Genomic DNA, 25,646 nt, shown 5'->3' with positions numbered 1-25,646 from the left:
CGGATGCCGACGCCTCGGGCGGACCGCTCTCCGTCATGGTGGATGAACCCTCGGTCACCGCACGCGAGCCGGAGCCCGCCGCGCCGGCCGCGCGGCGGCGGTGGCGGTGGACGCCGCGCCGGCTGGACCTGGCCGTGTACGGAGCGTTCCTGCTCGCCGCGGTCTGGGTGACCAGCGGGATCTGGGCCGACCCGGCCGGCCGGGTGGCCGCGCTCTACAGCAGCGACCCGGCGCAGGTGCAGTTCTTCCTGGCGCACTCGGTGCGGGTCGTGCTGCACGGCGAGTACCCGTTCTACACCGACCAGTTCAACTATCCGGACGGGGTCAACCTGATGGCGAACACCGCCATCCTGGCCCTCGGCATCCCGATGGTGCCGGTGACCCTCCTGTTCGGACCGGCGGTCTCCTTCGTCACCCTGGTGACGCTGGGCCTCGCCGGCACGGCCGCCGCCTGGTACCGGGTGCTCTCCCGGCACCTGGTGCGCAACCGGCTGGCCGCCGCCGTGGGTGGCTGGTTCTGCGGGTTCTCGCCGGCCATGCTGTCGCACGCCAACTGGCATCCGAACATCATCAGCCAGTTCCTGCTGCCGTTCATCGTGTGGCGGGTGCTGGTGCTGACCCGCTCCACCCGGCCGGTCCGCGACGGCGCGCTGCTCGCCCTGCTGGTCACCGCGCAGGCGTTCGTCAACGAGGAGATCCTGCTCTTCACGGCGCTGGCCTGCGGGGTGTTCCTGTTCGCCGTGGTGGTGCAGCGGCGCGAGCGGTGGGCCGCCGCCCGGCGGCCGCTCGCCGCCGGGCTGGCCGTCTGCGCGGTGCTCGCCGGGGCGCTGCTGGCGTACCCGCTCTGGGTGCAGTTCGCCGGGCCGATGGCGTACCACGGGCTCAGCGACACGGTCCGCGACTACGGCAACGACATCGCCGCGTTCTTCACCCCCGGCTCGCCCACCCTCGGCGGCAACGAGCGGGCCAACGTCAACCTGGCCCCGAACTACTCGGAGGAGAACGCCTTCTTCGGCTGGAGCCTGTCGCTGCTGGCCGTCGGCATCGTGGTCTGGCTGCGCCGGGAGGTGGTGGTCCGGGCGCTCGCCGCGACCGGGCTGTTCTTCGCCGTGCTCTCCCTCGGCGAGCGGGTCTCCTGGTGGGACCGGGACCTGGTCACCGGCCCGTGGGAGCTGCTGGTGAAGCTGCCGCTGCTGGACGCCGTGGTGCCGACCCGGTTCGGCCTGATCACCACCGTGGTCGTCGGGGTGCTGCTGGCCCTGGCCGTCCAGCGGGCCGCGGCGCTGCGGGTCGTGGAGCGGCGCACCATGCGTACCCTGACCGCCGCCGGCCTGGTGTTCGCGCTGCTGCCCATCGCGCCGATGCCGTTGCGGGTCACCACCCGCCCGGCCGTGCCGACGTTCATCACGGCCGACCGGTGGCGGCAGTACGTCGGCCCGGACCAGACGTTGGTGTCCGTGCCGGTGCCGGCCATGGGCAACACCGACCCGATGCGCTGGGCGGCCAGCACCGACCTGGCCTTCAAGATCCCCGGGGGTTACTTCCTCGCCCCCCGCAACGGGGTCACCGGCGACCCGGGCCGCTTCGGCGGCCGGCCCAGCGGCATCGGCGAGCTGCTCGCCGACGTCGAGGCCACCGGGCGTACGCCGAAGCTCGACGACCGGCAGCGCCGCCGCTTCCTCGACGAGCTGCGGCACTGGCGGGCCGCGATCGTGGTGCTGCCGCTGAACGAGCAGAACGCCGAACCGCTGCGCCGCACCGTGGAGCAGCTGGTCGGGCCCGCCCGGCAGGAGCTGGACGTGTGGTTGTGGGACGTCCGGACACTGACCAGCCAGTCCGCCTGACCGGCCCGGACCGCCCCGACCCCGTGCCTCGGCGCCGGCGGCGGCCGCGCCCGGTCGACGCGCTCGTGGTCGCCGGCTACTTCGGCCTGGCCGTGCTGCTCACCGCCGGCCAGTGGGGCCGGCCCGACCGGCTGTTCCACCAGGCCGGCGACCAGATGCTCTTCGAGTGGATGCTGGCCCGCGCCGCCCGCGCGGTGACCGGCGGGGAGAACCCGCTGCACAGCACGGCTCTGAACGTGCCGGACGGGGTCAACCTGATGGCCAACACCTCGGTGCTCGGGCTGGGCGTGCCGCTCACCCCGGTCACCGCGCTGTTCGGCTCGCAGGTGGCCTTCCTCGTCGCCGTGGTGCTCTGCCTCGCCGGCACCGCCACCGCCTGGTACGCGTTGCTCGCCCGCCGGCTGGTCCGGTCCCGGGCCGCCGCGGCGGTGGGCGGGCTGTTCTGCGGCTTCGCCCCGGGCCTGGTGTCGCAGGCCGGGGCGCACCTGCACATGGCCGCCCAGTTCCTGGTCCCGGTGATCCTCGGGCTGGTGTTCCGGCCGGCCGCGGACCGGATCCGCCGGGACGGGATCCTGCTCGGGCTGGCCGTCGCGTACCAGGTCTTCCTCGGCGAGGAGGTGCTGGTCTTCCTGGCCCTCGCGGCCGGGGTGTTCGCCGGGGCGTACGCCCTCGCGGACCGGGCCGGAGCGCGCCGGCTGGCGCCCGTGGTGGCACGCCGGCTCGGCATCGGCGCGCTGGTCGCCGGGGTGCTGCTGGCGTACCCGCTGTGGGTGCAGTTCCGCGGCGCCGGGCACTACCGCGGGATGCCCTTCTACACGCGGGGCTACCGGCTGGACCTGGCCTCCTACGCCGCCGCCGCCCGGCAGACCGTCGCCGGGGACGGGTATCACGCCGGGCTGCTCTCGCCGAACCCCACCGAGGAGAACTCCTTCTTCGGGCCGTTCCTGCCGCTGCTGGCCCTGCTGATCGTGGTCCGGCTGTGGCGGCGGCCCCTGGTCCGGGCCCTCGCGGCCTGTGGACTGCTCTTCGCGCTGCTCTCCCTCGGCACCACCGTGGTGGTGAACCGGCACGACACCGGGGTGCCCGGGCCGTACCGGCTGCTCGCCGGGGTGCCCCTGCTCGACCTGGTGGTGCCGGCCCGGTTCGCGCTGGTCTGCGTGCCGGTGCTCGGGGTGCTGCTGGCCCTCGCCCTGGACCGGGTCCGGCACCGCGCGCCCCGGACCTGGGCGCCGTGGGCCGGGGCGGTCGCGGCCGCGCTGCTGCCGCTCGCCCCGACCCCGATCCGCACCGTGCCGGCCATGCCGGTGCCGGCCTTCGTCGCCGACGGCGGCTGGCGGGCGTACGTGCCGCCGGGGCGGACGCTGGTGCCGGTGCCGCCGGTCACCGGGTCCGGGGTCAGCCCGGCCACCTTCTGGTCGGCGCGCACCGGGCTGGCCTTCGACGCGCCGGGCGGCTACTTCATCGGCCCCCGCTCCGCCGACGATCCCACCGCCCACTGGGGCGCGCCGGACCTGCCCACCTCGCTGCTGCTGCGCCGGGCCGCCGAGACCGGCCAGGTGCCGCCGATCGGCGACGCGGAACGCCGCCAGGCCGTCGCGGACCTGCGGCACTGGCGGGCGGCGGTGCTGGTGCAGGCCGACTCGACGCCGGGCGACCCGGTCCGCGCCACGGTGGACGCCCTGGTCGGCCCCGGCCGCGACGTCCCCGGCGCCCACCTCTGGGACGTTCGCCCCCTGACCGGCTGACCCGCTCCGGCCGGCCCGGCGTCACACGCGGTCGCGGACGTCCCAGAGCCAGACGTCGTCCACGCGCTGCGGCTGGCCCAGCAGTTGGGTCATCAGCTCGCGGAGCACCGCCTCGCGGGGGTTCGCGCCGAGCACCACCACCGACGCCTTCCAGAAGCGCAGGTCGTCGAGGGCCTGGCGGCGGTTCTCCTCGGTGAGCGGCGGGACCCTGTCCGCGTCCATCGTGGCGTAGATGAGGGTGCTGGTCGGCCGGTTCGGCGCGCCGAAGACCCCCTCGCCCACCTCGTTCGGGCCGATGAAGTAGCCGCCGGGGATGGGGAACGCCTGCTCGGTGAGCGCGCTCCAGCGCAGCGTGGGCAGGCCGTGCACGTTGCTCGGGATCGGCACCGGCACCAGGGTTCGGCCGTCCGGCACGTAGGGCCGCCAGCCGCCCGCCGTGATGAAGCGCGGCGGCGGGTCGATCTGCTGGGCCGGCAGCGGGCGGGGGAGCAGCGGCAGGAGCGCGGCCACGATGGCGGCGTACCCGACGAGGCGCAGCCAGCGGCGGCGCGACGGGGCCGGGGCGGGCGAACCGGTGCGCTGGGCGGGCACCGGCGGGCGGCCGCGCCCGGACAGGGCGTCCCAGGCCAGCGCGAGCAGCACGCCGACCGCGGCGGCCACCACCAGGCTGAGCCGGGTCGGCATCATCATCTCGACCAGCGGCAGGTCGTCCGGCACGTACGCCCAGGGGCCGTCGACCGTGGTCTCCACGCCGTCGAAGCGCACCTTCGGGCCGATCGCGGCGACCGAGAAGAGCACCACGAGCACGGCCAGGATCCGGGCCGGCAGCGAGCGGCGCACCAGCAGCACCAGGGCGGCCAGCGCGACGAGCACCAGCGGCCAGCCGAACCAGGTGTTCTGCTCGGTCAGCCCGATGGTCTGCTCCACCGCCTCGTTCCCGGCCACGGTGTCCCGGGCGAAGGTGACGAAGGCCATCAGGTCCTCGCCCCAGTTGTGGAAGACCCCGCCCTGCAGGCCCCGGTAGGACTGCGGCCCGTTGAACTGGAACCAGATCGGGTACGCGGTCAGCAGCAGGGCCAGCCCGCCGCCCACCCCGGCGGCGGCCAGGAACGCGCCGGCCCGCTCGCGCGCCGCCCGAGGCCGCTGCACCACCCACGCCGCCACGACGACCAGGCAGGCCAGCGCGGTGAGCAGCAGCATCTCCTCGTTGATGAAGACCTGGTACGCCACCAGCAGGCCCAGCGCGATCCCGTTGCGCCGCCACCGGCCCGGTTCGCCGAGCCGCAGCACCCGGGCCACGATCAGCGGCAGCAGGAAGTTGGAGACGAAGTTCGGCTGCCCGTTGGCGTGGTGCACGATGCCCGGGGCGAAACCGAGGAAGGCGCCGCCGACGAAGGCCGCCCCGCGCGAGCGCACCAGGTGCCGGGACAGCACCCAGTAGGAGGTGGCCGCTGTCGCCGAGAGCGCCGCGCCGAGGTAGAGCGCGTACATCACCTGCGGGCCGAGCAGCAGGGTGAGCGGCGCCAGCGGCAGGGTGACCCCGAGCAGCGAGGTGTTCGCCATCATGTTCACCCCGTCCGGCGCGTTCTGCCGGGCGGTGAAGAGCGGGTTCTCCAGGTGACGCACCGAGTAGGCGCCGTGCGCGAAGAGCCACTCGAACCAGCTGTGGTCGGTCGGCAGGTGCGAGGAGACCCGGTGCTCCACGTCCCCCCAGTAGTTGAGGCAGACGACAACCCCGAGCACCGCATAGGCTCCGATGGCCAGCACGTCGGCGCGGGCCGGCCGGCGTCGGGGCCGACGCGGCGGGTCCGCCACGACGGCCTCGGCCTCGACGGGCGAGGAGTTCAGCGAGGGGTCCACCACCGGCACAGCCACGACGGGCCATCGTACAGGCGGCACGTTGTCGCGCCGGTCACGGCCGGCACCGCCGGTGCGGCGGCGCGGAGAGGGGGTGGTCGTGACCGTCATCGATCTGGGTGAGCTGCGCGACGAGACCCCGCCCGATCCGGCGGCACGGCGGCGGCCGCGGGCCGTCGGCCGTCCGTTCCGGAGCGTCGTGGTGCTGCTGGTGGCGTTGGTCACGCTCACCGCCGCGGCCGCGCCACCGCGGCCCGCCGCGCGCACCCTGGCCGGCGGCCCCGGGGCCGCCGCGTTCGTCTCCGGCGACCGGGTGTACGTGGTGCAGCCGCCCGACCCGCAGCGCGGCGTGGGCCGGCAACTCGTCGCCTACCGGGTCGCCGGGGGTCCACCGCGGACACTCTGGCGGACCGTGCTGCCGGGGGAGGGAGCCGCCACCACGGTGTGGGAGCAGGACGGCACCGTGCTGCTCGTCGGGCGGACCGCCGGCGACTCCGCGTGGGAGACGATCGGCTTCGACGCCCGCACCGGCCGGGTCAGCTGGCTCCAGCCCGGGGTGGGCTTCCCGGCCGGTGGGGCGCTGCTCGTGCAGGTGCCCGAGCTGGCGGGCCGGCAGGCGATCCGCCGGGTGGCGGTGAGCGACGGCCGGACCCTCTGGTCGGTCCCGGGCACGCCGGACAACGTCGAGCTCAGCTTCGGTCCGTCGGGAGTGGACCGGCTGGTCCACCTGCCGGCTGCCGGCGAGACCGCGGTGTACGACGCGGCCAGCGGCACCAGGCTGGCCGCCCGCGACCTGGCCCCCGGTGACCGACCCACCCGGCGGCGGACCCTGCTGGCCGCCGGGATGCTGCTGGTGATCGGGGCCGACGGCGGCACCGTCACCGCCTACGACCTGGACACCCTCCAGCGGCGCTGGACGGCCGACCTCCCGCTGGTCGGCTACGCCGAGCGGTGCGGCAGCCTGCTCTGCGCCACCCGGCTGACCGGCGGGATGTGGGCGCTCGACCCCGCCACCGGCGCAGTGCGGTGGTCCGACGACCGCTGGACGGGGACGCTGGCGGTCGACGGCGGCCGGCTCCTGGTCGCCACGGGCGACCCCACGGCCACCGGAACCGCCCTGGCGGTGGTGGAGGAGGCCACCGGCCGGCTGGTGGCCGACTTCGGCCGGTGGGACGTGGTCGCGCAGGACGAGTTCGACGGCCGGCTGTTCGGCGTCCGGCGGATAAGAAACAGCCGCCTGCTCCTCGTCGAGCTGGACCCGGCCGGCGGCCGCCCCGAGGTGCGCGACGTGCTGGTCGGGGCCGTCGGCGACTGCCGGATGGGCGCCAAGCTGCTCGTCTGCCGCCACACGAACGGCGGGTTCGGGCTGTGGCGGCTGCCGTGAGCCCGGTCATCGAGCTGGGGGAGATGCGGCACGGCGAGGAGGCCGACGAGCCGTCTCCGGTGCCGGCCCGGCCGCCGGGGCGGGTGGCCCGGGTGGTGGCGGTCTGCTGCCTGGCGGTGCTGACCCTCGCCGGCGCGGCCCCGCCGTCCCGGCCGCCGGCGGGGATCCGGGTGGCCGCCCCGCAGGGCGCCATCTTCCTGGTTCTGGCGGGCCGGCTGGTGGTGGCCGACGGCCCGGGCACGATCGGCCGGGGCGGCCGGGTGGTCACCGGGCACCGGCTGCCCGGGGGCGAACCGCTGTGGCGGTTCACCCTGCCGGCCGGCGACCACGTCCTCGGGCTGGGCACGGTGGCCGGCGGGCTACTGGTGACGAGCAGCCCGGCCGGGGCCGGCGACACGGTTTCCACCCTGCTGGATCCGGTGACCGGCGTGGTCCGCTGGCGGCAGTCCGGCTACCCGGTGTCGACCGCGTCCGGCGGGGTGCTGTTCGAGACCCCGCGCGCCGCCGGTACGGGCACCGTGCTGGCCGTCGACCCGGCCTCCGGCGGGGTGCGCTGGTCGCTGCCGCTGCCCAGCAACGGCGTGGCATACCGGACGGACGCCCGGGGGGCGACCCAGATCGTGCTGGTCACTCCGGACGGGCGGGTGGAGGTGCACGACGCGGACTCCGGCGCGCTGGTGCACGCCGGCCGGGTGCCGCCGGCCGCGGACCGGGTCTCCTACCGGTTCACCCAGGTGGTGGCCGACCTGCTGCTGGTCGACGGCGCGCCGGGCACGGTCACCGCGTACGGGCTGGACCGGCTGGACCGGCGCTGGAACGTGCCGGTGGAGCCCCGCGCCGGGGTGTGGTTCGTCGAGTGCGCCGGGATGGTGTGCATCCGCGACCAGGTCGGCGGGGTACGCGCCCTCGACCCGGCCACCGGCCGGCCGAGCTGGGTGGACGACCAGTGGATCGGGATGGCGCCGTTCGGCGGCCGGCTGCTCGGCGCCGAGCCGGGCGTCGGGCTGGAGCTGGAGCTGTCGGTGCTCGATCCGGCCACCGGCCGCGCCCTCGCCCGGCTCGGCCGCTGGCGGACCGTGGGCTTCGAGAGCGACCCGACCCGGCTGCTCGGGCTGCGCCGCCTGACCGGCGACCGGACGCTGGTCGGCGTGCTGGACGTCGCAGCCGGCGAGGCCCGGATCCGGGCGGTGCTGCCCGGCTCCTGGGACGAGTGCGCCGACTCCGGCGCCGCGCTGGTCTGCCTGCGGCCGTCCGGCGGGCTGGTGATCTGGCCGGTGGGCCGCTGACTCACCAGGTGGCCGGCGGCCGAGTCACCAGTTGGCCTGGGCGGGCGCCGGCGGCAGCGGCACCGACTCCGGGCGCACCACGTAGACGACGCCGCCGCTGCCGCCTTGCCAGGCCGCCTCGAACGCCGCCCGGGGCACGGTCCGGCGGACCCCCTCGTCGTCGGGGGCGTACGGGTCGTTGAGCACCGGGTCGCCGTCGGCCGTGAAGCCGACCAGCACGATCAGGTGCCCCCGGGTGTCGTAGTCCAGCCCGGGCACCTGCCCCCGGGTGAAGGCCGCCGAGACGATCAACGGGATGCCGGCGGCCACGAACCGTTCCGCCTCGGCCAGCGAGCGCAGCCGGGTGACGAAGGCGTCCCCCCCGTGCAGCCCCGCGTACGCGGTGTTGAACGCCCAGTTCCCGGCTCCCGCGTACGCGTGGTCGTAGCAGTGCCGGGCGGCGTGCACCACCACCGGCCGGGGGCCGGGCGGGGCGACCCAGGCGTACCGGTCCGGGGTGGGGCCGGCGCCCCAGAAGTCGAGCACCATCGAGACGCAGGTGGGGCTGCACCAGGAGTCCCCGCCACCGCCCCAGCGGGTCTCCCCGCCGGCGTGCAGCCGCTGCGCGTAGCGGGGCACGTCGAGCACCCGGCCCCGCGCGTCGCCGGCTTCCGTGCCGACCGGGGTCGGCGCCGTGACCGGGCCGCCGTCGGCTGCGCCGGGTGCGCCCGCCCGGGTGGCCGGCGTGCCGGGGCTGGTCCCGTCGCCGGCCGAGGCGACCACGCCGACCGTGCGCAGCACCGGGCCGGCCGGGGCGTCGGGGCGCCGGAGCAGGGTGACCCGGACCTGCCAGCCGGTGACTGTCGCGCCGGTCACGCGCAGGGTGTCGGCGGCGACCGAGGCCGCGTCGTCCGCCTGGCCCGGCACCGAGGAGCGGTGGATGGCCGTGTCGTCGGCGGCCCACCGGCCCAGCTCGTACCAGCCGGTGGTGGCGGCGTCCCCGGCCCAGCCGCGCACCTCCACCCGCAGCCAGCAGCCGGGAGGGGCGTCGGCGGTCCAGGAGGGGACCAGTTCGGCGACGGCGAAGCCGACCGGCACCACCGGGGAGGTCCAGGTCGCCGCGTCGTACCCGGCGGTGTCGCCGGAGTGCGGGTCGGTGTGGTCCAGCCGGTCGGCCGGCGTGTGGAGCACCAGCCCGTCCGGGCCGGCGGCCACCCCGTCGGCGGTGCCGAGGTGCAGGTCCGCCGGGAAGCGGAAGCGGTGGTACGTCACGTCCCGGCCGGGGTCGACAGCGGTCATGCGGGCTCCCGTCGGGCTCGGGCCCGGGCCGGTGGCCGGGGCGCTTGTCGCTCGCTGCCGGGCAGCATCGCGTACCCGAAGATTTTTTGCAACGACGGCGGGCGAGGGACGCTTGGCGGCCCGCACTAGGTTGTGGGAGGTCACGAGGTGGGAGGCCGGGATGCGGGTACTGGTGGTCGAGGACGAGCGGAACCTCGCCGACGCGATCGCGCGCGGGCTGCGCAAGCGCGGCATGGCCGTGGACGTCGCCTACGACGGCGACGCCGGGCACGAGGCCGCCTTCGTCACCCGCTACGACGTGGTGATCCTGGACCGGGACCTGCCCGGCGTGCACGGCGACCGGATCTGCGCCGACCTGGCCGCCTCTGGCGCGCTGACCCGGGTGCTGATGCTGACCGCGAGCGTCACGGTCGCCGACCGGGTGGAGGGGTTGCAGCTTGGCGCCGACGACTACCTGCCCAAGCCGTTCGCCTTCGACGAGCTGGTCGCCCGGGTGCAGGCGCTGGGCCGGCGGGCCACCCCGGCCGCCCCGCCGGTGCTGGAGGTGGCCGACCTGGTGCTCGACCCGGCCCGCCGGGTGGTCACCCGCGGCGGCGAGCCCGTCGACCTGACCAACAAGGAGTTCGGCGTGCTGGCCGAGCTGCTCAAGGCGTGTGGCGCGGTGGTCTCCAGCGAGGAGCTGCTGGAGCGGGTCTGGGACGCGAACACCGACCCGTTCACCACCATCGTCCGGGTCACCGTGATGACACTGCGCAAGAAGCTCGGCGACCCGCCGCTGATCGACACGGTGGTCGGCGCGGGCTACCGGATCGGCGAGGTTTCCCTGTGAGCGCGGTGACCGGCCGGTCCCGGCTGCGGCCCACGCTGCGGCTGCGGCTCACCCTGCTCAACGGGGTGCTGCTGGTCGGGGCCGGAGCGGTCCTGGTGCTGCTGGCCTGGCTGCTGGTCCGGGACGCGCTGCGTCCCACCGACGAGCTGCTGCCCGGCACCACGGTGGTGCTCGCCGACGGCCGCACCCTCGACGCCGGGCACTGGCAGCGGCAACTGGTCGACGCCGCCTCGCGTGAGCTGCTGGTCAAGGCCCTGGTGGCGCTGGTGGCGATCGGCATGGTCGGGGTCGCCGGCGCGTACGCGGTGGCCGGCCGGGCGCTGCGCCCGCTGCACCAGGTCACCGCGACCGCTCGCCGGCTCGGCGAGACCACCCTGGACGAGCGGATCGGCTGGTCCGGCGCGAACGACGAGGTGGCCGAGCTGGCCGAGACCTTCGACGCCATGCTGGACCGGATCAGCGCCGCGTTCGAGGCGCAGAAGCGGTTCGTGGCCAACGCCTCGCACGAGTTGCGAACGCCGCTCGCGGTGATGCGCACCGAGATCGACGTGACGCTCAGCGACGACGAGGCGGACCTCGCCGAGTACCGCCGGATGGCCAGCGTGGTCCGGGACGCCTCGGAACGCGCCAACGGGCTGGTCGACGCGCTGCTGGTGCTGGCCCGCAGCGAGGCACAGACGGGCGGCCGGCTGGCCCGGCGCACCGAGTTCGACCTCGCCGTGGGCACCGCCAACGCGCTCTCCGCGATGGCCCGCGAGGTGGAGCGGATCGGCCTGAAGGTGCACACCTCGCTGCGGGCCGCCCCGGTGGTCGGCGACCCCGGCCTGCTCGACCGGCTCGCCGGCAACCTGGTGGAGAACGCGGTCCGCTACAACCACCTGCACGGCCGGCTCTGGGTGCGGACCGGCACCGACGGGCAGCGGTCCTGGCTCGTGGTGGGGAACACCGGCTTCGAGGTCGCACCCGCCGACGTGCCGGGGCTGTTCGAGCCGTTCCGGCGCGGCGGGCAGGAACGCACCGGCGCCCGCGGCTCGGGGCTCGGACTGTCCATCGTGCGCGCGGTCTGCGACGCGCACGGCGGCACGGTGAAGGCGGTCGCCCAGCCGGGCGGCGGCCTGGAGGTTACCGTCACCCTGCCGTCGGCCGACGCCCCCGCGGCCACCTAGGAGCCGATCGGCGTCCGCGCGGCCGACCGCCGGTACGCGCCGGACCGCCGACCTGACGGCGCCGTCCGCCGAACCACCATCCGTGGCCACCTGTTCGTGTGGCCGGCCCGGCTGTCCCGTCCGGTGGCCGCGGGTGGTCGGGCGGGAGCGGCGCGGTGGTCGGGCAGAAAGCGCGGCCGGTGCTGGACTGCGCGTGACGGGTGGCTCAGGGTGATTGCTGCCATACGCCTGTCCGCACCAGTCTCCGGAGCTGCCAGTGACCCCACCCTCGGCTCTCACGCGCCGTGTCCTCGTGGCCCTCGCCGCCGTCGCGCTCACCGCCGCCGGGCTGGCCCCGGCCGGCCCCGCCGCCGCCGCGCCCGGCCACACCACGCTGGTCAAAGCGACGCCCTCCACCGCCTCGCCGGACATCATGGACGGCACGGTCAACGCGATCCACGACGCCGGCACCAAGATCATCGTGGCCGGCTCGTTCACCCGGGTGCAGAACCGCGGGTCCGACGTCGACATCACCCGCAACTACCTGCTCGCCTTCGACAAGGCCACCGGCACGGTGGACACCGCCTTCGCGCCGACCGTCGACAACGAGGTGTACGCGGTGGTCGCCGGACCCACCGCCGGGACGGTCTTCGTCGCCGGCAAGTTCAACACCGTCAACGGGGTGACCCGGCGCAAGGTGGCCCTGCTCAACGTCGCCACCGGCGCGGTGGTCACCGGCTTCGCCGGCCCGGCGTTCAACGGGCTGGTCAACGACGTCGCCCTGGTCGGCGGGCGGCTGCTGGTCGGCGGCATCTTCACCACGGCCGGCAACCCCAACCCGCGCGGCGGCCTCGCCTCGCTCAACGCGAGCACCGGCGCGGTGGACGGCTACCTCACCACGACGCTCACCGAGCACCACAACTACGACGGGGTCAGCGGCTCCAACGCCGGCGTCGGGGCCGAGAAGCTGGCCGTCTCACCGGACGGCACGAAGCTCGTGGTGATCGGCAACTTCAAGAAGGCCGACGGGGTGCTGCACGACCAGATCGTCAAGCTGGACCTGGGCGCGACCGCGGCCACCGTGGCCGACTGGAACACCAGCCGGTACACCCCGCGCTGCGCCTGGTGGGCGTTCGACTCGTACATGCGGGACCTCGCGTTCGCCCCGGACGGCAGCTACTTCGTGGTGGTGACCACCGGCGCGCCCAACGGTGGCACGCTCTGCGACGCCGCCGCTCGCTGGGAGGCCGGCGCCACCGGGACCGACCTCCAGCCCACCTGGGTCGACTACACCGGCGGCGACACCTACCTCTCGGTCGGCATCAGCGAGCAGGCGGTCTACGTCGGCGGCCACTTCCGCTGGCTGAACAACAGCTTCGGCGGCGACTCCGCCCAGGCCGGCGCCGTCGGCCGGGCCAGCATCGCCGCCCTCGACCCGCGCACCGGGCTGCCGCTGTCCTGGAACCCGGGCCGGCACCCGCGCGGCATCGGCGCCTCCGAGATGCTGGTCACCCCGGCCGGCCTCTGGGTCGGCTCGGACACCTCGTGGATCGGCAACTTCCAGTACCGGCGGGAGCGGATCGCGTTCTTCCCGCTGACCGGCGGCGCGGCGCCGCACCCGACCACCACGGCCACCCTCCCGGGGCACGTGTACCAGGCCGGCGTCCCGGCGCCGACGAACGTGCTGTACCGGGTCAACGCGGGCGGCCCCCTGGTCGCCTCGACGGACACCGGACCGGACTGGGCGGCCGACGACGGCGGCAACCCCAGCCCGTACCACAACGCCGGCAGCAGCACGGCCGGCTTCGCGCCGGTCGGCGGCGTGGACGCCACCGTGCCGGCCGGCACCCCGGCCGCGCTCTACAGCGACGAGCGCTGGGACCCCGCCGGCGACGCGGAGATGAGCTGGCAGTTCCCGGTGCCCACGGGCACCGAGGTGCAGGTCCGGCTCTACCTGGCCAACCGGTACGACGGCACGGCCGCCCCCGGTTCCCGGGTCTTCGACGTGGCGCTGGAGGGGACGACCGTCCTGGACGACCTCGACCTCTCCGCCGGCGTCGGGCACAACGTGGGCACCATGCGGGCGTTCACCGTGGTCAGCGACGGCTCGGTCGACGTCGACTTCCGGCACGTGGTGGAGAACCCGCTGGTCGACGGCATCGAGATCGTCAAGACCGGCGCCCCGCCGGCCGGCACCGGGAACGAGGTGCAGGTCCGGTCGTACGACGGGGTCACCACGGTCGGCGCGGCCGCCCCGGTGGCCGTGCCGGACGGCACCGCGTGGTCCACCGCGCGGGGCGCGTTCTGGGTCGGCGGCACGCTCTTCTACGGGATGAACGGGTCGCTGTGGCGGCGCACCTTCGACGGGTCCACCTTCGGCGCCGCGTCGGCGGTCGACCCGTACCACGACGCCTACTGGGACGCGGTGGAGACGGACTCCGGCCCCGCCGGTCAGACGTACGTCGGGGTGACCAACAACTTCTATCCCGAGATCCCCGACGTCACCGGCATGTTCTACAGCGGCGGCCGGCTCTACTACACCCTCGCCGGGCAGGGCGGCCTGTTCTGGCGCTGGTTCACCCCGGACAGCGGCGTGGTCGGCGCGGAGAAGTTCACCGTCGCCGGGGCGAGCGGCTTCGCCGACGCCGGGTCGGTCTTCCTGGCCGGCAGCACCCTCTACAAGGTCAACCGCGGCACCGGCGAGCTGTCGGCCACCGACTGGGCGGGTGGTGCGCCGGTCGCGGCGTTCACCGTGCGCAGCGGCCCGGCCGTGGACGGCGTCGACTGGCGGGCGAAGGCGGTCTTCGTCGGCCCGTGACCCGCTGCGGGCTTTCGTCCGGCCCGGTCCCGCCGCGCGGGGCCGGGCCGGCCTTGTTCCCGCCGCCGGCTGGTGACATGATCGACTGCGTCAGCCCGAGGTGTGGAAGGGGGTGTGGTCGATGTCCACCGTGAACAGTCCCGCGCCCCGCAGTCCCCGCTGACCGTCCTCACTCCGGCGGGGCGCACTCCGATCCAGGAGGAAGCACCGTGAGTGCACAGATCCACTGCGTCACCGTCGAGAGCGACGACCCGTACGTCCTGGCCAGCTGGTGGGCGCGGGTGCTCGACCGGAAGCTGAACGACGACGACCACCCGGGCGACCCGGAGGCGGTCCTCGCCGCCCCCGACGGCCACGGCCCTGACCTGCTCTTCGTCTCGGTGGGGGAGCGGCACGGCAAGGGCGCGTTCCACCTCGACGTGCACGCGGCCGAGGGGACCCGGGACGAGGAGGTGGCGCGGCTGCGCGACCTCGGAGCCACCCTGGTCGCCGACCGCCGCCGGGCGGACGGCACCGGCTGGGTGGTGCTCGCCGACCCCGAGGGCAACGAGTTCTGCGTCTGCCGCAGCCCCGCCGAGCGGGCCGCCTCGGCCTGACCGGTGAGACGAGACCGGGCCCCCGCCGCAGGGCGGGGGCCCGGTCCACCGGATCTGTGCGGGTCAGTCCCGCTTCTCGATCTCGCCACGCATGGTGACGAACTCCTGCTGGATCTCGGCCGCGGACTTGAAGTAGACCACCACCATGCCCAGGCTGCCCTTGTCGGCCCAGACACAGACGGCCACCGGGACGTCCTCGGTCTTGCCGTCGCCGCACTTGGCCTCGCCGCCCAGCGGGCCGGCGTCGACCGTCTTGAACTCCTTGGCGCCCAGCTCGGGGGCGATCGCCGTGACGGCGTCCGCCATCTCCTTCTGCGGGTCGGCGATGACGCCGGACGCGCCGGCGATCATGACCAGGTCCTTCTTCGCCGGCTCGCCGTAGAACGCGCCGACCGTGCTGGTGGCGTTCGGGACGTCCTTGGCGATCTCCGACTTCATCTGCGTGGCGGCCGTCTGGAGGTCCGGCTCGTTCACCTTGGGCCGGCCGGCCAGCGTGGCGGGCTCGACCAGGCGGGTCTTGGTCGCCTGGACGACCTCACCGACCTCGTCCTTGGCGGCGAACCAGATGGCGACGCCACCGCCCACGCAGAGCACCAGCACGACGGCCAGCACGATGAGCAGGATCTTGCCGACGCTCGACTTCTTCTTCGGCGGCAGCGGGGCCGGGGCACCGTAGCCGGGCTGGCCGGTCTCGGGGTAGCCGCCGTACTGCTGGCCGGGCTGGCCGCTCTCGGGGTAGCCGCCGTACTGCTGGCCGGGCTGGCCGGGCTGGCCGGGCTGGCCGCTCTCCGGGTAGCCGCCGTACTGCGGCTGCTGCTGGGGAGCCGGCGGGTAGCCGCCGCCGTACTGAGGCTGCTGCGGCGGCTGGTAGCCGCCGGGCTGCTGCTGCGGCGGGGGGTAGGAACCGGGATAGGGATTGGACGGCGGCTGGGACATGTTGGCAGCTCCTGTGAGAGATCCGGACGCGTGATCGTAGCCAGCCGCGCCGACACCGCACTGTCCGGCCACCGACGACGTGACGAAACCGGAACCGGGTCGTGACCGGGTCGGCCGAGCGGTGTCCGCCAGGTGTCCGGCCGGTGACGGGCCGGCGGCCCGTCACCGGCCCGGAAACGGCCGATCGCGGTGGCCGGACCGTCCGCAGGGGACGGCCGGCCACCGCGATCGTGGCGGAGGCGGGTTGGGTCAGCTGCGCAGGCTGGCGACCCCGCGCGGCAGGAACCGCCGGCCGGTGACCCGCTCGGCGGTGCCGGTCCGGTCCAGGTACGGCGTGACGCCGCCCAGGTGGAACGGCCAGCCGGCACCCAGGATCATGCACAGGTCGATGTCCTGCGCCTCGGCGACGACGCCCTCGTCGAGCATGAGCCGGATCTCCTCGGCGAGCGCGTCCAGCGCGTTCTGCCGGACCTGCTCGGCGGTGAGCGGCTGGTCGCCGACCACGAGCAGCTTGGCGACCTCCTCGTTGACCTGGTCGTCGACCACGATCGGCTGGCCCGAGTCGGCGATCCGCTTGAGGTTCTCGCTGACGCCGAACCGCTCCGGGAACGCGGTGTGCAGGGTGCCGCCCACGTGGTACGCCACGGCCGGGCCGACCAGCTGGAGCAGGGCGAGCGGGCGCATCGGCAGGCCCAGCGGGTCCAGCGCGCTGTTCGCCACGTCCAGCGGGGTGCCCTGGTCGACGGCGGCGAAGACGGTGCCGAGGAAGCGGGTGAGCAGCCGGTTGACCACGAACGCCGGGGCGTCCTTGACCAGCACGCTCGACTTCCTCAGCTGCTTGCCGACCGCGAACGCGGTGGCCAGCGTGGCGTCGTCGGTCCGCTCGCCGCGGACGATCTCCAGCAGCGGCAGCACGGCGACCGGGTTGAAGAAGTGGAAGCCGACCACCCGCTCCGGGTGCTCCAGGTCGGCGGCCATCTCCGTGATCGACAGGCTGGAGGTGTTGGTGGCGAGCACCGCCTCCGGCTTGACGATCTTCTCCAGCTCGGCCCAGACCTGCTTCTTGACGCCGAGGTCCTCGAAGACCGCCTCGATGACGAAGTCGGCGTCGGCGAAGACGGACTTGTCGACCGAGCCGCTGACCAGCCCGTACAGCTTGGCCGCGGTGCCCTTGTCCATCCGGCGCTTGCTGACGGCCTTCTCGATCTGGGTGTGCACGTAGCCGACGCCCTTGTCGACCCGCGACTGGTCCAGGTCGGTCATGACGACCGGCACCTGGAGGCGGCGGGCGAAGAGCAGGGCGAGCTGGCTGGCCATCAGGCCGGCGCCGACGATGCCCACCTTGGTGACCGGACGGGCCAGGCCCTTGTCCGGCGCCCCGGCCGGCCGCTTGGCCCGCCGCTGCACCAGGTCGAAGGCGTACAGGCCGCTGCGCAGCTCCTCGGAGAAGACCAGGTCCGCCAGCGCCTCGTCCTCGGCTGCGGTGCCGGCGGCGAAGTCGGCGTCCTTCGCGGTCTCCAGCAGGTCCAGCGCCTTGTACGCGGCCGGGACCGCCCCGTGCAGCCGCTGGTCCAGCGTCTGCCGGGCGAAGTAGAGCACGCCCGCCCACATGTCCTTGTCGACCTCGGGTCGGGTCACGGTGACCTCGCCCCGGACGACGCCGGCGGCCCACTCCAGGGACCGCTCCAGGAAGTCGGCCGGCTCCAACAGCACGTCGGCGATGCCCATCTCCGCCGCCTGCTTCGGCTTGAGCATCTTGTTCTGCATCAGCGGGTTCTGCAGGATCACCTGCGTCGCGGCCGGGATGCCGATCAGGTTCGGCAGCAGCTGGGTGCCGCCCCAGCCGGGGACCAGGCCGAGCGAGACCTCCGGCAGCGCCAGGGCCGCCGCGCCCGCCGACAGGGTCCGGTAGTGGCAGTGCAGGGCCAGCTCCAGGCCGCCGCCCATCGCCGCGCCGTTGACGAAGGCGAAGGTGGGGACCGCGCTGTCCTTGAGCCGGGCGAAGACCCGGTGGCCGAGCCGACCGACCTCCAGCGCCTGCTCGCGGTTCGCCAGCTGCGGCAGGCTGGTGATGTCCGCGCCGACGCAGAAGATGTACGGCTTGCCGGTGACCGCGATGAACGCGGGGTCCGCCGCCAGGGCGGCGGTGATCGCCTCGTCCAGGCTGGTCAGGCCGCCCGGGCCGAAGCTGTTCGGCTTGGTGTGGTCGAAGCCGTTGTCCAGGGTGATGAGGGCGGCGGGACGGTCCAGCCCCGGTACGGCCACCTGGCGCAGCAGCGCCTTGGTGACGACCTCGTTCGGTGCGGCGAGCGCGCTCACTTGTTGCCACCCTCCCCCTGTGCGGACTTGCTGGACTCCGTCCAGTGTGGGTTCTCCCAGATCACGGTGCCGCCCATGCCGATGCCGATGCACATGGCGGTGAGGCCGTAGCGGACCTCGGGGTGCTCGGCGAACTGCCGGGCGAGCTGGGTCATCAGCCGGACGCCGGACGAGGCGAGCGGGTGACCGATGGCGATCGCGCCGCCCCACGGGTTGACCCGCGGGTCGTCGTCGGCGATGCCGAAGTGGTCGAGGAAGGCGAGCACCTGCACGGCGAAGGCCTCGTTCAGCTCGAACAGGCCGATGTCGTCGATGCTCAGGCCGGCGATGCGCAGCGCCTTCTCGGTCGACGGGATGGGGCCGACGCCCATCACCTCGGGCTCGACGCCGACGAAGCCGTACGACACCAGCCGCATGCCGATCGGCAGGCCCAGCTCGCGGGCGGTCTCCTCGGCGACCAGCAGCGCGGCGGTGGCGCCGTCGTTCAGGCCGGCCGCGTTGCCCGCGGTGACCTTGCCGTGCGGGCGGAACGGGGTCTTCAGGGTGGCGAGCTTCTCCAGCGAGGTCTCCCGGGGAGCCTCGTCGGTGGTGGCCAGGCCCCAGCCGGCCTCCGGGTCGCGGATCGCCACCGGCACCAGGTCGCCCTGGAGCTTGCCGTTGGCGTACGCCTTGGCGGTCTTCTGCTGCGAGGCGAGCGCGAACGCGTCGGTGCGCTCCTTGGTGATGTGCGGGACCCGGTCGTGCAGGTTCTCCGCGGTCGCGCCCATGACCAGCGCGGACGGGTCGACCAGCTTCTCCGCGATGATCCGCGGGTTGGGGTCGACGCCCTCGCCCATCGGGTGGCGACCCATGTGCTCGACGCCACCGGCGATGGCGACGTCGTAGGCGCCCACGGCGATGCCGCTGGCGACGGTGGTGACGGCGGTCATCGCGCCGGCGCACATCCGGTCGATGGCGAAGCCGGGCACCGTCTTGGGCAGGCCGGCCAGCAGGGCGGCGGTGCGGCCGATGGTCAGGCCCTGGTCGCCGATCTGGGTGGTGGCCGCGATGGCGACCTCCTCCACCTTCTCCGGCGGCAGCTGCGGGTTGCGCCGCATCAGCTCGCGGATGCAGCGGATCACCAGGTCGTCGGCGCGGGTGTTGGCGTACATGCCACCCGCCTTGCCGAACGGGGTGCGGACGCCGTCGACGAAGACGACATCCCGAACTTCACGGGGCACTTGGAGCCTCCTCTTCGACCATGATTCGGCCTCCGCGCCGCGAGGCGGCGCTACGGACCGAACGAGGGTCGGCCGGCACTGGCGGTTTCCCCCGGATGCTACTCGCCAGTAACCACCGCCGACAGCACCCCCCATGTGGCCAACCCCACACCGCCCGCGAGCGCCGCCAGCCGGTCGATCAAGAAGTTGGCGGCGGTGTCGATCTCCGACACTGCCGCCAACTTCATGATCAACGCTGGGACCGGGGGTCAGGACGCCGGGAGGTGGAGGGCCTCGGTCAGGGCGGGGAGGAGGAGGCTGATCTGCCACTCCCTCGCGCCGAAGGTGCGCAGGGTCTCCGCGACCGTGTCGTCGGTGAGCTCCTCGGGAGGCTGCCAGGCCAGGCGGCGGATGTAGTCCGGGGCGATCAGGTTTTCCGGCGGCAGGTTGTGGGCGCCGGCGGTGCCGACCACCACCTCGCGGCACCGGGCCAACCGCCCGGCCGCCACCGGGTCCCGCTCCGCCCACCGGTGCGGCGGGGGCGGACCCTCCACCACGGGGTTCACCGGCAGGGAGTCGTCCGGCAACTGGCGCGCGTCGTCCAGGGCCGCCAGCCAGGTACGCGCCAGCCGGCGCACCGACCGGCCACCGAAACCGGGGAGGGTCAGCAGGGTCTTCTCGTCCTTCGGGTCCAGCTCGGCGGCCGCCACGATGGCCGAGTCCGGCAGCACCCGGCCCGGTGCGGCGTCCCGCCGCGCGGCGATCTGGTCCCGCGCGTACCACAGCGAGCGCACCCGGGCCTGAGCCCGCGCGCCGCGCACCCGGTGGATGCCCGAGGTGCGGCGCCACGGCTCGGCCCGGACCCGGGGCGGGCGGGCGCCGTTGCGCACCAGCGCGGCGAACTCCTCCGCCGCCCACGCCGACTTGCCCTGCTTGGTCAGCTCCTCGTCGAGCGCGTCGCGCAGGTCGACCAGCAGCTCCACGTCCAGCGCCGCGTACGTCAGCCAGGACTCCGGCAGCGGCCGGCTCGACCAGTCCGCCGCGGAGTGGTGCTTCTCCAGGCTGTAGCCGAGCACCTGCTCGGTCAGCGCGGCCAGACCCACCCGCTCGAAGCCGGCCAGCCGGGCGGCCAGCTCGGTGTCGAACAGCCGGCGCGGGCGCAGGCCCAGCTCGGCGAGGCAGGCGAGATCCTGACTGGCGGCGTGCAGCACCCACTCGGCCCCGGCGATCACCCCGTCGAGGGCGGTGAGGTCGGGCAGCGGCAGCGGGTCGATCAGCGCCGTGCCGGAGCCCGCCCGGCGCAGCTGCACCAGGTAGGCGCGCTGGCTGTAGCGGTAGCCGGAGGCTCGCTCGGCGTCCAGGGCCACCGGGCCGGTGCCGGCCGCGAAGCGGGCCACGACCTCGTCGAGCTCGCTCGGAGCGGCCACCGGCGCGGGCGTGCCCTCACGCGGGGCGGTCAGCGGGACGGGCCCGCCGGCGGTGGGTTCGGTCCCCGCGTCCGCCGGCTCCGGCGTGGCCGAGGACGGATGCGGCGATGCCTCTTCCGTACGGCTTTCGGCGGCCCGACGGCGCAGGGGTGGTTCGTCGGTCACCTGACAACCCTAGTGCGCCGGGCGATCCGGTGTGCGCAGCCGGTCGGTCGCGTGTCGGCGGGATGTCCGACAGGTGTCGTGACAAGGCCGGGTTGCGCTGGCATGGCAGGGTCGGACAACGGGGGAGACAAACCCCGTTCACGCAGGTACGGTCCATCGGGCCGCGGGCCCCGAGGGCGTTGGTGGCGGCGGTGCGGTCACGGGGGAGGACAGGCGATCATGACGGGCGCGTACGGGGCCGGTGACGGCGTGCCGGGGCAGGGCGGCGACGAGACTGCCGCCCCGGAGCGGGCCGGGGCCGACCGGCCGGGGCCGCTGCCACCGCGCATCGTCCCGCCGACCGGCCACGCCACGGGCCCCGGCCAGCCTGCCGCGCCGAACGCCACCTTCCCGGGCGCGCCCGCCGAGGGGTTCCCGCCGGGCGGCGGCCCGACCGGTCTCGGTGCCGGCTACGGCACCGCGCCCACCGCCCCCGCCCCCGGCTACGGCCCCACGCCCGCTGCTTTCGGCTCCGCGCCCGCCGCTCCCGGTTCCGCGCCCGCCGCTCCCGGTTCCGCGCCCGCCGCTCCCGGTGCCGGATTCGGCGCGACGCCCGCCGTCCCGGGTGCGCCGAGCGCCGACCAGCCGGGTGCCCGGGCCACCTGGTCGGCGACGCCGAACAGCGGCCAGTGGGGCGGCCCGGCCGCACCCACTCCGCGCGCCCCCGGTGGCTGGCCGCCCGCACAGCCGGGCGCCGTTCCGGGGCAGCCGACCGCTCCGGGGCAGTTCGCCGGCCAGCCCGGCGCCGCCGCTCATCCGGCCTCGCCGGACGCGAGCGCCCCCGCCCCACCCGCACCCTCGGGCCAGCCGTCCGCCGCCTACCCGACCCGGCCCACCTCTGGCCCGGCCCACCCGGCCCCGGCCTCCGGCCCGGCCTACCCGGCCCCGGCCTCCGGCCCGGCCTTCCCGGGTCAGCCGAGTTCGGGCCCGGTCTACCCGGGTCAGCCCAGTTCCGGCCCGGCCTACCCGGCGCCGGCGTCCCACCCCGGCCAGCCCACGTCCGGCCCGGCCTACCTGGGGCAGCCTGCCGCTGGGCTGGCGGTGCCGGGAGCGACCACCGGTCAGCCCGAGCGGTCGCGGCGGGGGCGTCGGCTGCCGGTGGTGGCGCTCGTCCTGGCCGGGATCCTGGCCCTGGTGGCGGGCGTGCAGGCGTACCAGATCCACCGGCTGGACGACCGGCTCGCCGCCACCGACCGGCGGCTGGCCGAGGCGCAGGGCGCGGATGCCGGCCGGCTCGACGGCCTGGAGGAGCGGGCGGGGGTTCTGGAGAAGCAGGCCGGCTCCGCGTTCAACCCGGAGGCCGTGGCGAGCGCGGTGCTGCCCAGCGTGTTCCGGGTCCGGGCCGGCCAGTTCACCGGCACGGCCTTCGCCATCGGCAAGGCCCCGTCCGGGGGCGGCACCACCCTGCTCACCAACTTCCACGTGGTGGAGGCGGTCTTCAACGCGGGTGATCGCAAGGTCTTCCTGGAGCGCACCGACCAGCGGTTCGAGGCGACCATCGTCGAGGTCGACAAGGACAAGGACCTCGCCCACCTGCGCACCACCGCGAAGTTCACCGGCCTGGTCGCGGCGCGTACGCCGGTCAAGTCCGGGCAGCAGATCGTGGTGGTCGGCGCCCCGCTCGGCCTCCAGGACAGTGTCACCACCGGCGTGGTGAGCGCGTTCCGCAAGGACGAGGGCGGCTCCGGTCCGGTGATCCAGTTCGACGCGCCGATCAACCCCGGCAACTCCGGTGGGCCGGTGATCAACGGCTCGAAGGAGGTCGTGGGGATCGCCACGGCCAAGGCCCGGGACGCCGAAGGCATCGGCCTGGCGGTGCCGATCAAGACCGCGTGCGACCGGTTCAAGCTCTGCTGACCGGCGCGCCGCAGGCGGCTTGACCGCGTACCGCACCGTCGAGGCGTGGGCCCCGACCACGCCGACCGCAGAACCCGGCCCTACGGGCCACCCCGCGGGGGACCAGCAAACCTGGAGGAAGAACCATGTCCCAGCCACCGACCGGAGCGGGCGGCTATCCGCCCCAGCCGCCGGGGGGCACCGTCTACGGCAGCCCGTACGGGGCCCAGCCGGAGCCCCCGCAGCACACAGCGGCCCAGCCCGAGCCCACCCTGCCGCAGCCCACCGCCCCGATTCCCGGGCAGTACGCGCCGGGCGCCGCCCCGTTCCCGCCGCCGGCCGCCGCGCCGGGCTACCCGCAGCCGATGTCGGCTCCGCCGACTTCCGGCGCCGGCTTCGCGCCGGGCTACCCGCAGCCGATGTCGGCCCCGCCGACCTCAGGCGCTGGTTCCGCGCCGGGCTACCCGCAGCCCATGTCGGCCCCGCCGGGCTACCCCATGTCGGCCCCGCCCGGCCCGGTGCCGCCCTACGCGGCGCCCGCGGCGGGTGGCGGCAAGGGGCGGGCCGCCCTGATCCTGGGCATCGTCGCCGGACTGCTCCTGGTCCTCGGCGGCGTGATGACCGGCCTCTACGTCAGCACCAACGGCAAGCTGCACAAGGCCGAGCAGCAGGTCAGCCAGCGGGACGGCACGATCACCGCGAACCGGCAGGAGATCGACAAGCTCAAGGGCGACCTCCAGACGGTCCGCGACAAGCTCGCCGACACCGAGCAGGACCTGACCGGCACCAAGAACGACCGGGACGAGCAGGCCCGCCAGAAGAAGGTCATCGGGAGCTGCCTGGACAAGCTGACCGCGGCCATCGCGGCGGCGTCCCGGGATGACAAGGCGGCCTTCGACGCCGCCAACAAGGGGCTGGACAAGGTCTGCGACGAGGCCGAGAACTACCTCTGACCCGGCTTCACCACGGGCCGCTCCGACCACTCGGGGCGGCCCTCGCCGTGGCGGGACACGCGGATCTTGGCGAGTTGCCGTTCACCGCGAACGGCAACTCGCCAAGATCGCAGAAGCGACGGGGGTCAGGCGGCGCCGGCGGGGCGGCGGGTGTGGAGCGCCGTGACGCCGGGTGGGGGGAGGCCGGCCGTCGAGGCCAGCAGGCTGCACCAGCCGAGCAGGTGCGGGGCCAGGTCGGCGCCGAGCGGCGTCCAGGAGGCGCGGATCTCGATGTCGCCCGCGGCGGGCGGCCCGGCCAGCTCGCCGAACCGGGTGGAGAGCGTCTGGGTGACCGTGCCGCCGATGGCCCGGTAACGGGCCTCCTGCGCGTCGAGGGCGTCGGTCAGCCAGGTCCAGCCCACCCCGGGCAGCAGGGGGTCGCTGGCCAGGTCGACCTCCAGCTCGGCGGTCACGTAGGTGACCAGCCGCAGGGTGCCCTGCCACGCCTCGTGCCCGGCCGGGTCGTGCAGCAGGATGAGCCGACCGGTGGCGACCTCGTCGTCCTCGCGCAGCACGCCGGCGGAGAGCGCGAACGCGTACGGGGCCAGGCGCTGCGGGGCGCCGACCTCCTCCAGCACGATCTCCGGGCGGCATGTCACCGATCGCAGCCCCGCGACCGCGCGGGCGAAGGTTTCCGGGAGCGCGATCGGGGGGGCCATGACGGCAGCCTATGCCGCCCCGCCCCGCCCGGTGTGACGGCACGCCGGGCGGTCATCCCGATCATGCGCGCCGAGAGCGCGTGAGAAGGGGACCCTTCGCTACCGCAGCCGTCGACAAGGGGCCCCTCCTTTCACGTCACAAAAGGTGACGGTGGCGGCGGGGGGCGTCCGGGCGCGTGGCACGATTGCCGCGATGACCACCGACACCACGGGCACTGCCGCCCGAGACGGAGAACCCCGCCGCGGCGGGCCGGCCGACTCGCCCTTCGTCCGCGCCTGCCGGCGCGAGCCGGCCCCGCACACCCCGGTCTGGTTCATGCGCCAGGCCGGCCGGTCGCTGCCGGAGTACCGCGACATCCGGGCCAACGTGCCGATGCTGGACTCGTGCCGCCGCCCCGAGCTGGTCCGGGAGATCACCCTCCAGCCGGTCCGCCGGCACGGTGTCGACGCGGCCATCCTGTTCAGCGACATCGTGGTGCCGGTGGCCGCCGCCGGGGTCGACCTGGACATCGTGCCCGGCACCGGCCCGGTGGTGGCCGAACCCGTCCGCACCGCCGCCGACGTCGAGCGGATCAACCCGATCGGCCGCGACGAGGTGTCCTATGTGGACGAGGCCGTGCGGCTGCTCGTCGCCGAGCTGGGCGACACCCCGCTGATCGGCTTCGCGGGCGCGCCGTTCACCCTGGCCAGCTACCTGGTCGAGGGCGGCCCGTCGCGGACCCACGCCAAGACCAAGGCGCTGATGTACGGCGACCCGGAGCTGTGGCACGCGCTCTGCGCCCGACTCGCCGAGGTGACGCTGGCGTTCCTGCGGGTGCAGGTCGACGCCGGGGTGTCCGCGGTGCAGCTCTTCGACTCGTGGGCCGGGGCGCTCTCCGAGGCGGACTACCGCCGCTACGTGCTGCCGCACTCGGCGTACGTGCTCGCCGGCCTGGCCGACGCGGGCGTGCCCCGGATCCACTTTGGGGTGGGCACCGCGGAGCTGCTCGGCGCAATGGGCGAGGCCGGCGCCGACGTGGTCGGCGTGGACTGGCGTACGCCGCTGGACGTCGCGACCCGCCGGATCGGGCCGGACAAGGCCGTGCAGGGCAACCTCGACCCGGCCGTGCTGCTCGCCCCCTGGCCGGTGGTGGAGGCCGCGGTGCGCCGGATCCTCGACGAGGGGCGGGCGACCCCCGGTCACGTGTTCAACCTCGGGCACGGCGTGCTGCCGGAGACCGACCCCGAGGTGCTGACCCGGGTGGTCGCGCTGGTGCACGAGCTGTCCGCGCGGCCGGCCGCGTAAGGGAGGG

17 protein-coding genes and 1 pseudogene are annotated in these 25,646 nt (G+C 75.0%); 11 read left to right on the top strand and 7 right to left on the bottom strand.

What is annotated here, in order from left to right; genetic code table 11:
* Positions 1-35 precede the first annotated feature (35 nt).
* Together ACFYPD_RS13840 and ACFYPD_RS13835 are read left to right on the top strand one after the other, a co-directional pair.
* Positions 36-1,844: a hypothetical protein gene (locus tag ACFYPD_RS13840; RefSeq protein WP_387113385.1), complete on the top strand. Its 1,809-nt coding sequence runs from the start codon at positions 36-38 to the stop codon at positions 1,842-1,844.
* Positions 1,802-3,589, top strand: coding sequence for a hypothetical protein (locus ACFYPD_RS13835; RefSeq protein WP_387112729.1), 1,788 nt, complete (start codon positions 1,802-1,804; stop codon positions 3,587-3,589). The genes ACFYPD_RS13840 and ACFYPD_RS13835 overlap by 43 nt, the downstream gene beginning before the upstream one ends.
* Before the next feature lie 21 nt (positions 3,590-3,610).
* On the opposite strand, the gene ACFYPD_RS13830 is transcribed toward ACFYPD_RS13835, so the two are convergent.
* Entirely contained in the window at positions 3,611-5,464 is a 1,854-nt protein-coding gene (locus ACFYPD_RS13830; RefSeq protein ID WP_387112728.1) for a hypothetical protein, read from the bottom strand.
* Positions 5,465-5,546: 82 nt separating this feature from the next.
* On the opposite strand from ACFYPD_RS13830, the gene ACFYPD_RS13825 reads away from it, so the two are divergent.
* Positions 5,547-6,830 carry a PQQ-binding-like beta-propeller repeat protein gene (locus ACFYPD_RS13825; RefSeq protein WP_387112726.1) on the top strand — a complete coding sequence of 428 codons (1,284 nt, stop codon included), beginning with the start codon at positions 5,547-5,549 and terminating at the stop codon, positions 6,828-6,830.
* Positions 6,815-8,116, top strand: coding sequence for a PQQ-binding-like beta-propeller repeat protein (locus ACFYPD_RS13820; RefSeq protein WP_387112724.1), 1,302 nt, complete (start codon positions 6,815-6,817; stop codon positions 8,114-8,116). Before ACFYPD_RS13825 ends, ACFYPD_RS13820 begins: the two co-directional genes overlap by 16 nt.
* Before the next feature lie 24 nt (positions 8,117-8,140).
* Here ACFYPD_RS13820 and ACFYPD_RS13815 read toward each other — a convergent pair whose 3' ends face one another.
* Positions 8,141-9,394 carry a C39 family peptidase gene (locus ACFYPD_RS13815; protein ID WP_387112722.1) on the bottom strand — a complete coding sequence of 418 codons (1,254 nt, stop codon included), beginning with the start codon at positions 9,392-9,394 and terminating at the stop codon, positions 8,141-8,143.
* A 160-nt stretch (positions 9,395-9,554) separates the two neighbouring features.
* Between ACFYPD_RS13815 and ACFYPD_RS13810 the strand changes: the two genes are divergently transcribed.
* The 4 genes from ACFYPD_RS13810 (at position 9,555) to ACFYPD_RS13795 (ending at position 14,782) form a co-directional block, all read left to right on the top strand.
* Positions 9,555-10,223, top strand: a complete 669-nt coding sequence (locus ACFYPD_RS13810; RefSeq protein WP_387112720.1) for a response regulator transcription factor — start codon at positions 9,555-9,557, stop codon at positions 10,221-10,223.
* Between the two features lie 5 nt (positions 10,224-10,228).
* Positions 10,229-11,389 (top strand): sensor histidine kinase, encoded by a 1,161-nt coding sequence (locus tag ACFYPD_RS13805; RefSeq protein ID WP_387113383.1) that lies wholly within the window; start codon positions 10,229-10,231, stop codon positions 11,387-11,389.
* 292 nt (positions 11,390-11,681) lie between these two features.
* A complete protein-coding gene (locus ACFYPD_RS13800; protein ID WP_387112718.1) occupies positions 11,682-14,186 on the top strand; it encodes a malectin domain-containing carbohydrate-binding protein in 2,505 nt (834 codons plus the stop codon).
* A 209-nt stretch (positions 14,187-14,395) separates the two neighbouring features.
* A complete protein-coding gene (locus tag ACFYPD_RS13795; protein WP_387112716.1) occupies positions 14,396-14,782 on the top strand; it encodes a VOC family protein in 387 nt (128 codons plus the stop codon).
* A gap of 63 nt (positions 14,783-14,845) precedes the next feature.
* On the opposite strand, the gene ACFYPD_RS13790 is transcribed toward ACFYPD_RS13795, so the two are convergent.
* From ACFYPD_RS13790 to ACFYPD_RS13775, 4 genes are all read right to left on the bottom strand, one after another.
* Entirely contained in the window at positions 14,846-15,718 is an 873-nt protein-coding gene (locus tag ACFYPD_RS13790) for a hypothetical protein (protein WP_387112714.1), read from the bottom strand.
* A 249-nt stretch (positions 15,719-15,967) separates the two neighbouring features.
* Positions 15,968-18,037 carry a 3-hydroxyacyl-CoA dehydrogenase NAD-binding domain-containing protein gene (locus tag ACFYPD_RS13785; RefSeq protein ID WP_387112712.1) on the bottom strand — a complete coding sequence of 690 codons (2,070 nt, stop codon included), beginning with the start codon at positions 18,035-18,037 and terminating at the stop codon, positions 15,968-15,970.
* Entirely contained in the window at positions 18,034-19,257 is a 1,224-nt protein-coding gene (locus ACFYPD_RS13780; RefSeq protein WP_387112710.1) for a thiolase family protein, read from the bottom strand. Before ACFYPD_RS13780 ends, ACFYPD_RS13785 begins: the two co-directional genes overlap by 4 nt.
* A gap of 248 nt (positions 19,258-19,505) precedes the next feature.
* On the bottom strand, positions 19,506-20,828 hold the full coding sequence (locus ACFYPD_RS13775) for an HRDC domain-containing protein (RefSeq protein WP_387112708.1): 1,323 nt from the start codon (positions 20,826-20,828) through the stop codon (positions 19,506-19,508).
* 729 nt (positions 20,829-21,557) lie between these two features.
* Here ACFYPD_RS13775 and ACFYPD_RS13770 point away from each other — a divergent pair.
* Together ACFYPD_RS13770 and ACFYPD_RS13765 are read left to right on the top strand one after the other, a co-directional pair.
* Positions 21,558-22,724: pseudogene (locus ACFYPD_RS13770) on the top strand (trypsin-like peptidase domain-containing protein); the annotation flags it as partial.
* 125 nt (positions 22,725-22,849) lie between these two features.
* Complete coding sequence (locus tag ACFYPD_RS13765; protein WP_387112706.1) at positions 22,850-23,656, top strand: hypothetical protein; 807 nt, start codon at positions 22,850-22,852, stop codon at positions 23,654-23,656.
* Positions 23,657-23,781: 125 nt separating this feature from the next.
* Here the strand turns inward: ACFYPD_RS13765 and ACFYPD_RS13760 are convergent, their stop codons facing one another.
* Positions 23,782-24,354 carry a DUF3000 domain-containing protein gene (locus ACFYPD_RS13760; protein WP_387112704.1) on the bottom strand — a complete coding sequence of 191 codons (573 nt, stop codon included), beginning with the start codon at positions 24,352-24,354 and terminating at the stop codon, positions 23,782-23,784.
* A 193-nt stretch (positions 24,355-24,547) separates the two neighbouring features.
* Here ACFYPD_RS13760 and hemE point away from each other — a divergent pair, with 193 nt between their 5' ends.
* Complete coding sequence (hemE, locus tag ACFYPD_RS13755) at positions 24,548-25,639, top strand: uroporphyrinogen decarboxylase (RefSeq protein ID WP_387112702.1); 1,092 nt, start codon at positions 24,548-24,550, stop codon at positions 25,637-25,639.
* Positions 25,640-25,646: the final 7 nt, after the last annotated feature.

This window comes from Micromonospora sp. NPDC005299 (genome assembly GCF_042872345.1).
GTDB lineage: Bacteria > Actinomycetota > Actinomycetes > Mycobacteriales > Micromonosporaceae > Micromonospora.
This window is presented reverse-complemented; position numbering and strand designations above follow the sequence as displayed.

Bases quoted from the DNA above. Each gene is read 5' to 3' on its own strand.
- ACFYPD_RS13840 (WP_387113385.1), top strand. From the start codon at position 36: ATGGTGGATGAACCCTCGGTCACCGCACGCGAGCCGGAGCCCGCCGCG.
- ACFYPD_RS13815 (WP_387112722.1), bottom strand. From the start codon at position 9,394: ATGACCGCTGTCGACCCCGGCCGGGACGTGACGTACCACCGCTTCCGC.
- ACFYPD_RS13810 (WP_387112720.1), top strand. From the start codon at position 9,555: ATGCGGGTACTGGTGGTCGAGGACGAGCGGAACCTCGCCGACGCGATC.
- ACFYPD_RS13790 (WP_387112714.1), bottom strand. From the start codon at position 15,718: ATGTCCCAGCCGCCGTCCAATCCCTATCCCGGTTCCTACCCCCCGCCG.
- ACFYPD_RS13765 (WP_387112706.1), top strand. From the start codon at position 22,850: ATGTCCCAGCCACCGACCGGAGCGGGCGGCTATCCGCCCCAGCCGCCG.
- ACFYPD_RS13760 (WP_387112704.1), bottom strand. From the start codon at position 24,354: ATGGCCCCCCCGATCGCGCTCCCGGAAACCTTCGCCCGCGCGGTCGCG.
- hemE (WP_387112702.1), top strand. From the start codon at position 24,548: ATGACCACCGACACCACGGGCACTGCCGCCCGAGACGGAGAACCCCGC.